Annotated in this window: 13 protein-coding genes and 1 pseudogene; 6 read left to right on the forward strand and 8 right to left on the reverse strand. The window is 57.8% G+C overall.

Annotated features, from left to right (window positions below; genetic code table 11):
• The 3 genes from NKI10_RS30575 to NKI10_RS30585 all read right to left on the reverse strand — a co-directional run.
• Positions 1 to 910 (reverse strand): Ig-like domain-containing protein (locus tag NKI10_RS30575; protein ID WP_352826256.1); only part of this gene is annotated, 910 nt, incomplete at its 3' end.
• Between the two features lie 10 nt (positions 911 to 920).
• A complete protein-coding gene (locus NKI10_RS30580; RefSeq protein ID WP_352862596.1) occupies positions 921 to 1,394 on the reverse strand; it encodes a hypothetical protein in 474 nt (157 codons plus the stop codon).
• Positions 1,395 to 2,036: 642 nt separating this feature from the next.
• Positions 2,037 to 2,336 (reverse strand): hypothetical protein, encoded by a 300-nt coding sequence (locus tag NKI10_RS30585; protein WP_352539204.1) that lies wholly within the window; start codon positions 2,334 to 2,336, stop codon positions 2,037 to 2,039.
• A gap of 93 nt (positions 2,337 to 2,429) precedes the next feature.
• Between NKI10_RS30585 and NKI10_RS30590 the strand changes: the two genes are divergently transcribed.
• Positions 2,430 to 2,954, forward strand: a complete 525-nt coding sequence (locus NKI10_RS30590) for a site-specific integrase (protein ID WP_352862597.1) — start codon at positions 2,430 to 2,432, stop codon at positions 2,952 to 2,954.
• 18 nt (positions 2,955 to 2,972) lie between these two features.
• The gene (locus NKI10_RS30595) at positions 2,973 to 3,197 is read left to right on the forward strand and encodes a site-specific integrase (RefSeq protein WP_023707394.1); all 225 of its coding nucleotides are present in this window, start codon (positions 2,973 to 2,975) and stop codon (positions 3,195 to 3,197) included.
• 205 nt (positions 3,198 to 3,402) lie between these two features.
• On the opposite strand, the gene NKI10_RS30600 is transcribed toward NKI10_RS30595, so the two are convergent.
• Positions 3,403 to 3,558: a hypothetical protein gene (locus NKI10_RS30600; RefSeq protein ID WP_023744425.1), complete on the reverse strand. Its 156-nt coding sequence runs from the start codon at positions 3,556 to 3,558 to the stop codon at positions 3,403 to 3,405.
• A gap of 313 nt (positions 3,559 to 3,871) precedes the next feature.
• On the opposite strand from NKI10_RS30600, the gene NKI10_RS30605 reads away from it, so the two are divergent.
• Positions 3,872 to 4,003 carry a hypothetical protein gene (locus NKI10_RS30605; RefSeq protein ID WP_023707393.1) on the forward strand — a complete coding sequence of 44 codons (132 nt, stop codon included), beginning with the start codon at positions 3,872 to 3,874 and terminating at the stop codon, positions 4,001 to 4,003.
• Positions 4,004 to 4,010: 7 nt separating this feature from the next.
• Here NKI10_RS30605 and NKI10_RS30610 read toward each other — a convergent pair whose 3' ends face one another.
• The 4 genes from NKI10_RS30610 to NKI10_RS30625 form a co-directional block, all read right to left on the reverse strand.
• Complete coding sequence (locus NKI10_RS30610; protein WP_023707392.1) at positions 4,011 to 4,169, reverse strand: hypothetical protein; 159 nt, start codon at positions 4,167 to 4,169, stop codon at positions 4,011 to 4,013.
• Between the two features lie 450 nt (positions 4,170 to 4,619).
• The gene (locus NKI10_RS30615; protein WP_023748450.1) at positions 4,620 to 4,826 is read right to left on the reverse strand and encodes a KTSC domain-containing protein; all 207 of its coding nucleotides are present in this window, start codon (positions 4,824 to 4,826) and stop codon (positions 4,620 to 4,622) included.
• 18 nt (positions 4,827 to 4,844) lie between these two features.
• Complete coding sequence (locus tag NKI10_RS30620) at positions 4,845 to 5,048, reverse strand: hypothetical protein (RefSeq protein ID WP_156932446.1); 204 nt, start codon at positions 5,046 to 5,048, stop codon at positions 4,845 to 4,847.
• A 186-nt stretch (positions 5,049 to 5,234) separates the two neighbouring features.
• Entirely contained in the window at positions 5,235 to 5,423 is a 189-nt protein-coding gene (locus tag NKI10_RS30625) for a DUF3606 domain-containing protein (protein ID WP_352742604.1), read from the reverse strand.
• 125 nt (positions 5,424 to 5,548) lie between these two features.
• Between NKI10_RS30625 and NKI10_RS30630 the strand changes: the two genes are divergently transcribed.
• The 3 genes and pseudogenes from NKI10_RS30630 to NKI10_RS30640 all read left to right on the forward strand — a co-directional run bounded on the left by NKI10_RS30630 (position 5,549) and on the right by NKI10_RS30640 (position 7,620).
• A complete protein-coding gene (locus NKI10_RS30630) occupies positions 5,549 to 5,791 on the forward strand; it encodes an ATP-dependent DNA ligase (RefSeq protein ID WP_023707389.1) in 243 nt (80 codons plus the stop codon).
• 16 nt (positions 5,792 to 5,807) lie between these two features.
• The gene (locus NKI10_RS30635) at positions 5,808 to 6,128 is read left to right on the forward strand and encodes an ATP-dependent DNA ligase (protein WP_023707388.1); all 321 of its coding nucleotides are present in this window, start codon (positions 5,808 to 5,810) and stop codon (positions 6,126 to 6,128) included.
• Between the two features lie 582 nt (positions 6,129 to 6,710).
• Positions 6,711 to 7,620: pseudogene (locus NKI10_RS30640) on the forward strand (IS630 family transposase).
• Positions 7,621 to 7,765 lie beyond the last annotated feature (145 nt).

Here is a 7,765-nt window from a genome sequence, read left to right on the forward strand (position 1 = left end):
TCGACGCCTCGCTCAAGGTGAAGGTCAGGTGCGCGACATCGCCGATCTTCAGGGCGCTGTCGTCGGTGCCGATCACGACCGTCGGGTTGGCGGTATCCACAATGACCGTGTCGGAGCCCGCCGCGCCGAGGTTGCCGGCAAGGTCGGTGTAGCTGTTTGCCGTCACAGACACCGAGCCGGTGCCGGCGAAGCCGTCATTTGCTATAAACTTCGCCGTATAATGCGAAGCATCAATCTTCACAAAATCAGTCAGCGTGCCATTCATTGCCGTAACATCGGCAGAATCGAAGCCCGTCACGGGACCAAGAAAAGTGAAGGTCACGACCGAGTTGTTGTCACCATCATTTAAGGAAGGGTCGACAATATTTACGGAGACAGGAACTTGCCCGGCGCTATCGAGAACGACGACCCGCTCGATCGCGGAGACCTTGAGGTTGATCGTGGCGAAGGTAAATTCTGCCTGACCTGCTTGGCCGGTATTCGTGTTCGAGTTCGCGGCAATGAAGGCACGAAACTGAGCAAGTTCGGTGTTAAACGCGGTCATGAATGACGTGTTGGCTAGTTGATCATTGCTTAGATAGATAGCGAGCGTATCGATCTCGGCAGTGCCTTTCGCAGCATTGCCGTTACCGCCGTCGTAGGTGTCGTAGCCGGAAAAGGCTGTTTGTCCGACGGTTGTCCCTGTGCCGTAGACTTGGCTACCAAACTTGTACTGATTTTCCCACGCGCGATAGATGAGCGTGTCCGCTCCCGATCCGCCCAGGACCGTGTCGAAACCACTGCCTCCATCGAGCGTATCGGCGCCTGAACCGCCATTCAGGCGATCGCTTCCGGCACCGCCCAAAAGCACGTCGTCTCCACTACCGCCGACCAGATTGTCGTTGCCGCTTGTACCAGTTGCCGTTGCCATACCCCGTCCCCTATCTCGCTAGTTGTTCTTGTCGATCGAGAAGTGCCGACATTGACCTGCCGCTTGCAGCGGCGTCGCTCAAAAATTGTGAACCTATGAGGGCAAGTTCGCCTTCGCCAACAAACGGCTTGATCCTGGGCGAGAGCGCCGGACCAAATGAGTTCGCATCCAGACCAATGGCATGTGTACCAATGCCAAACGCCCACGCTCGCGAGTCCGGCAAACACAGCTTGATGCCTGCTGAATCTGCGCAGGCAACAGCGGGCTTCTTCGGATCGGTCGAGGCGGAAAACTCATCATTCGGAGAGCAAAGTGTGATTTCGGCCAGATCGCTACTCGACCCATCGAGAGATATAATGGTCAGAACGGTGGAAATGGGGACGGGCGCATTTTCGGCTAAGCGGTAGGTATAGTCTCCGCCCTGTGGCGTATCGGGAAGCAACGTCGACATTCCGTCGGCGTTTATGATTTGAGAAGCAGCCATTATAACCCCCTTACTCATACACAGATGCCCCCACATCCGTTTACCGACCGCACTGAAAAGACAAAGCACTCGCTATCAAAACTCATAGACTTCGTCAGCCCACCAAACCGCCGCTATGTTACGCCTTGCGAACGGCTGACTCAGCAGTACCGTTTACGGATGGCGGCTCGATGTTGATGATGATGATGATGTTGCGACGAGATTGGTCGTCGCGCTGCGTCTCCCCATTGCGTCGGCAAACTCGTCGGCTGCCGATCATGTTTTTAAGAAAATGCTTATATTAAGCGATTATTAACTCTTCCGAGGGGGAGTCGTCAACATTCGACTAGCGTGACAGTTAACAGTCAAAATAAAACGTGCACGGAACCGGCTGCGGACCGCCTTCCAGAAACGCATGCCTCAGCGAGGGGAATGTGTAGCAGCAACCGCCGATCTCATGGACAATTGCGTTTCACTGTGTCGGTTGCTGTAACCTGAGAAGGTCCCAAAAGTCCGAATTTCCGCACCTTGGCCTTGTCTTTCGATCAGGAAGGGCAGGGATGGTCTGATTTCGATGCATCGTCTCCGGTAGGAGAGGTAATTAGGCGCGAGCAATATCCGGTTTCGATCATTCTCAGGCCGGCTCGAATTGTCCTGGAAGTCTTAATTGGCATCGAGAAGGTGATGAGGCTGCCCGTCAAGGATCTGCTCCAAGCAGTTATCCAAAACCTCACGAATCTTTTGGAAAACGCGGCGGCTGAAAAGGCGGGAGCAATCCAAAATGGCCGGCACACTGATCTCCTTCAAAATTGCCGATATTGCGCGCGGATCAAGAGCGCACGCTAAGGCAACATGGAGCCTGGCAGGGTAGAAATAGATCCGGCGACGGGCAAGATCGTGGTCATCGCCGCTACACATACGAGCGAACCGGAAAACCCCGTCGACCAGTATATAAAAAATCATGCGCGTTCGTCTTAAGGGGCTGAACAGCCGCGCCAAACAACTCGCCGACGGCAGCCTCGTCACCTACTAGTGGGCTTGGAAGGGCGGGCCACCTTGCCTGGCAAGCCTGGAGATCCCGAATTCATCGCAGCCTACAAAGCTGCCGCCGCGACCAAGGCCAAGCCGCGCCAGGGCGTGCTGCTGTCCGTGCTGAATGAATTTCAGGCCAGCTCGGATTTGGATGACCTGGCGCCGCGCACGCAAGCCGACTATGTCAAGCTGATCAAGGTTATCGGAAAGAAATTCGGTGACTTCCCGCTGTCGGGCATGAGCGACCGCCGCACGCGCGGCATCTTCATGGAGTGGCGCGACGAGCGCGCCAAGGCATCGCGCCAACAGGCAGACTATGGCTGGCAGGTGCTGGCGAGGATCCTGTCCTGGGGACACGGTCGCGGCCTTGTGTCAGCCAATCCTTGCGAGAAGGGCGGGCGCCTCTATCGCGGCACCAGGGTGGCTAACGTCTGGACTGCCGCCTACGAGGCCGCATTCTATGCCAGCGCTCCCGCGCACCTGCATCTGCCGCTCACACTGGCCTTGTGGACCGGCCGGCGCCAGGGCGACCTGCTGCGGCTCACTTGACAGCAGTATGACGGCAAGGTGATCCGCCTGCAGCAATCCAAGACCGGAACTCGTGTGGTCATTCCCGTCGGAGGGCCGCTCAAGGCTGCGCTCGAGGCGTTGCGCGACAAGGTCGGGCAGATACTTTTGAACAGCGACGGCGTGCCATGGACCTCAGATGGCTTTCGATCATCGTGGCGCAAGGCCTGCGCCTCGGCCGGGGTGGTCGGAGTGACCCTCAATACATTCGCGGGACTGCTGTAACGCGCCTGGCGCTCGTCGAGGCCTGGGTGCCGGAAATCGCAACGATCACCGGCCACAGCCTTCCTCAACCGAGATCCGGCGCTCGGCGAAAGCGCCATCCGCAAGCTCGAAACGGGAACAAAAATTACCGACCGTGCGTCCGACTGACACGAAATGTTCTAATGATCAAACGGAAAAATCGCTTTCTGGGGAACCTGGATTCGAATCATAGCTGCAGGTCACGTCGCACCTTTACCGGATAGCCGTCGGCATCCTTGCGCTTGTCGAACTGCTTGGCGCGGCGATTGCAGCCGGCATCGAAGTAGTCTGCCGGCCAGCGAACTTCACCGGAGGGCAGGGTGCGCTTGCGGACTTTAGCCATTCCTATTCCTCGCGGTACTTTGGATTAGGTTGCGTGGTGTGGGAGCGAGCTTGCCAGACCGGATAGCGTTCCGCCTCTTTCGCCAACTCTCTATCATTTCTTTCCGCGACGCTCCGATGGCCTCGAAAACCTCTTGGCCGATGGGGACGTCTCCGGAGGCGTATTCATTCGCAAGCTTGATTGCTTCGCCTAACTTTGGATTGTTGGCGAATGGCGCAAGTTCAACGAAAAGATTGAACAGGTTATCCAGACCGGAACAGTGCCGACTAACGGTTAATGTCGGCAGTGTCCCGAATCATGATTGGCTGGGGCGATGGCGGTACTGGCGTTCGATCTTGTCTATTTTTCCGGCCTGACCCTAGGCGACCTGCTGGGCAGCGTCATTTCGTTGCTGGCGTGTTTGGTGCTCTACAACGTTTTGGCTACGGACCGCCCGAACCGATAGGTCGGGTCTAACCCGCGTTCGCCATTCCAAAGCCAAGGCCCAGGCCGATTGCGACGCCAAGGAACAGCTTGCCGGCCATGTCGATGCGCGAAGGCGCATACAGGGCGCCATGCGTCTGTGCGGGCGCTCTGAGGCCGTTGCCGACGTCATCGAAGATCGTTTCCATCGGTCGAGTCTCCGAATCTGTGAATCCTCTGTTTGATCCGTCAAAGTCTAACGATCAGGGAAGCGCCATGAAAGCACGTGCAGTAACGGTTGATTCAACCATTGCTGGTATAAGTGTGGGTGGGTGGCGGCTCCGACAGCTCGGGGGTGGAACTGAGTGCCGAAGCCGCCTGCGCAGCCAAGGTTGGGGTTTGACCGCGCCGTCCTATTCTGGGACAGCGCGGTCAACGATTCGTTAAAATTTTCCGGACCTAATTAAGTCGGTGCTAATTGCGCCCTTTGGCCTTTTTGGGTCAGCCGGGAACATCCCCGCTCCGAGGCTGTTCGGTCACACCCGGCTCGTTCTCAGCGGTCCCTGCCGGTGACCAAGATGGCCCCTCACTCATCATGGTCGGCCCGCGCTCGGAAGCAGGCGCGGGCCATCCCTGCACAAACCCGGCGTCTCCAGATGTCAGCGCCCTGGCGCGAGCCGGACTGCATAACGATTGCGGATGTGCCTGTTAAAATAGACGCCCTTAGCAAAGGCAGCTTTGAACGCAGCAACGGCCTCAGCAGGTACGTCCAAAAACTCGTAATGCTTCCCGCTTGCCACAAACCAGACGGAGAGAACCCTGGTGTTCGGGTCATAGTCGAACTTGCGTATCGAGGTCGACGGCATGGTATGCCATTCAAAAACTCAGCTAGCCGAGTTGGCTGAAACTGTATTCGAATTGTGGCCGCGCTTTTCGTCGGCAACCCTGATCCAGATGGGCTCGCTGGTGCGCAGAGTGATGTCGCGCTCTGTCGCTTCCCGCGCCGCCCTGATCGGCGTTGTCGCGTGGACGATGTGGGTAGCCGTCACGGTATCGCCGTCCATTTCCTCAACGTGGTATTTCGGCACTTTTGGTCCTAAGCGTCCAGTTCGAGCGGCTCGTGCTCCGGATCGGCATGATAAGTGACCTGGCGAAAATCGCGCATATCGATCTGTTGACCGCAAACAGGCAAGGAAGGAAATGCGCGAGTTCGCTCGCGGGCGGGCCTTCATGTCGGTGGCCGATCAGTGGTCTGCCGAGATCAGATAGCCTGGTCATTGTTTCCGCAGCGCCTTGGCTACCCGCTCCAAAGTCTCGCGTTGGTTGCCGTGCTTCGCGATCAGCTCTTTGACCTGCTGGGGTGTGATGCCGGTCTTTGTTGCGAAATATTCAACTTCATAATCCTCATCGGCCGTGACACGGTCCCGATCACGAAAATCCCGCTTGCTCTTGTCGTCGGCCATATCGATTCATCCTTCGCTCATCCCGCAACGTCGAGTTGACGTGTTTGTTGCACCAAAAGGCTGATTTCCGGCTTCGGAACCATTTTTACTTGGTCTTATTGAATCGCCGGAGGGTGGGTCAGTGCATGCGTTTGAAGTTCATCGAGCCGTTGATGCCGACCCTTGTGGAGAAGCCTCCCGAGGGTGAAGGCTGGACCCAGGAGGTCAAGTTCGACGGCTACCGATCGCAGATGATCATTGATGAAGTCGGCACACGCATTTATACGCGCAATGGCCACGCCTGGACGGCGAAATATCGCGACCTGGTGAGAGAGGCAAAGCGCCTTGGTGCCGAAGCGCCATTGTCGAGGGCGAGATCGTCGTTCTGAATGACAGCAGCACGACTTGTATTTTGTTGCCTTTGATCTGCTTCATCTTAACGGCCACGATCTGCGCGATAAGGCGCTAGAGGAGCGGCGCGAGATCCTGGCCAGCATGATCGAGCCCGGCGGGCGTATTCAGTTCAGCGAGCCCCTGCCGGGGGAAGCCAAGGCCATCTTTCACTTGCTCGACAAGGCCGGACTTGAAGGCATGGTCTCGAAGCGGAAGGACAGCAAATACCGACGCGGTCCGTCGACCAACTGGCTGAAGGCCAAGTGCTATGCGATCGACGATTCGATCTGCTCGGCGTCGAGCGTGAAGCGGGCAAGCCGGCTTTCACTCTAATGGCTGAGCGCGGCACCGGGCGTTATGTCTGAAGCGCATTCGTCACCTTGAACCGGGAAATGCGCGAGAGGCTATGGAAACGCGTCCAGGAGCACTCAGGCACGGCGCCCAAGGGCATCATGAAGCGGCCGGCCACGAAGGGTTGTCCTTAGGAAAGCTGAGGACGGGCAGGGCGCAGGCTCGAGCATCGTGATCGGGTTTTACATCGGCGGGTCGCGACGTTGGAACCACTTCGCGGATTGAACGTTGCGAGCGGATGATCAGACGATTTGCCTACGCCCTTATCCTCGTCCAAGTATCTATGGCTACTGCGCTCGCCACGCAAGTATTCCTGTCGACCGCAGACGAAGCCGGTAACGCAGAACGCTCGCTTGCGACGGCGTCAAGCGAAGATCAGGGATGCGCCAAGGCGATGTGGCCCAATATTCCGGAACGATGTCTGCAGCGAGCCGAGCCTAAGGTGGTTACGCTCGTCCTCAGCCAAAACAACTAGAGCAGTTCAGATTTTGACTGAATCTGCGGGATTCCCGTGAGAGTGGTTTTGTGATTCAAGATGCTGGCTGGATCGGAGGCCAGCATCAGATGACGGCTCCCCTTTCGAACGATCTACGTGAGCGTGTTGTTGGCGCGATCGAGGCTGGCGAGAGCTGCCGCTCGGTGGCGGCTCGTTTTGGCGTGGCGGTTTCGTCGGCGGTGAAGTGGTCGCAGCGCTATCGGGCGAATGGGTCTGTGGCACCGGGTAAGATGGGCGGCCACCGCAAGCGTGTTCTGGAGCCGCACCGGGCGTTCATCGTGGAACGGATCAACCAGACGTCGCATCTGTCGCTGCATGGGCTGAAGGACGAACTTGCGGCGCGCGGTGTGAAGGTCTCGCACGACACGGTATGGCATTTCCTACGGCGCGAAGGATTGCGGTTCAAAAAAAACGCTATTCGCCCTTGAGCAAGCTCGCGCCGATGTTGCCCGCCGACGACAACGCTGGCGTTCCTGGCAGGCGGGTCTCGATCCGGAACGGCTGGTGTTCATCGACGAAACCTGGATCAAGACCAACATGGCACCGCTGCGCGGCTGGGGACCATGCGGCAAACGGCCTGCGCGGCTTTGCTCCGCACGGCCACTGGCGCACGCTGACCTTCCTCGGCGCCCTGCGGCTCGACCGTCTTGCTGCCCCTTGCGTCTTCGATCGACCGATCAACGGCGAGAGCTTCCGGGCCTATGTCGAGCAGCAGCTCGTTTTGGCTCCCACAAGTCGGCCGCCATCCGGCAGATGATCCGCGCCGCAGGCGCCAGGCTTTGGTATCTGCCGCCATACTCGCCCGACCTCAACCCAATCGAGCAAGCCTTCGCCAAGATCAAACACTGGATGCGAGCCGCCCAGAAGCGAACCATCGACGACACCTGGCGACACATCGGCCACCTCGTATCAACCATCCAACCCAATGAATGCAGAAACTACTTCGCAAACGCTGGATACGCTTCTGTCAAAATCTGAAACGCTCTAGGTGTTTGATCCCAGGCTTTGATGGCGCATACTTTTCGTCCGAATCAAAGGATGCGCTATGGGCCAGGTTCTTCATGGGAGCGCCACGACGACAGAGGCGATCCGTCGAGCGATACAGCATAGTCAAGAGAGCCTG

The sequence above is a fragment of the Mesorhizobium sp. M0802 genome (assembly GCF_040320115.1).
Lineage (GTDB): Bacteria > Pseudomonadota > Alphaproteobacteria > Rhizobiales > Rhizobiaceae > Mesorhizobium.

Excerpts from the sequence above, each read along its gene's own strand:
- NKI10_RS30580 (WP_352862596.1), bottom strand. The coding sequence starts at position 1,394 with ATGGCTGCTTCTCAAATCATAAACGCCGACGGAATGTCGACGTTGCTT.
- NKI10_RS30585 (WP_352539204.1), bottom strand. The coding sequence starts at position 2,336 with ATGATTTTTTATATACTGGTCGACGGGGTTTTCCGGTTCGCTCGTATG.
- NKI10_RS30600 (WP_023744425.1), bottom strand. The coding sequence starts at position 3,558 with ATGGCTAAAGTCCGCAAGCGCACCCTGCCCTCCGGTGAAGTTCGCTGG.
- NKI10_RS30605 (WP_023707393.1), top strand. The coding sequence starts at position 3,872 with ATGGCGGTACTGGCGTTCGATCTTGTCTATTTTTCCGGCCTGACCCTA.
- NKI10_RS30610 (WP_023707392.1), bottom strand. The coding sequence starts at position 4,169 with ATGGAAACGATCTTCGATGACGTCGGCAACGGCCTCAGAGCGCCCGCA.
- NKI10_RS30615 (WP_023748450.1), bottom strand. The coding sequence starts at position 4,826 with ATGCCGTCGACCTCGATACGCAAGTTCGACTATGACCCGAACACCAGG.
- NKI10_RS30625 (WP_352742604.1), bottom strand. The coding sequence starts at position 5,423 with ATGGCCGACGACAAGAGCAAGCGGGATTTTCGTGATCGGGACCGTGTC.
- NKI10_RS30630 (WP_023707389.1), top strand. The coding sequence starts at position 5,549 with ATGCGTTTGAAGTTCATCGAGCCGTTGATGCCGACCCTTGTGGAGAAG.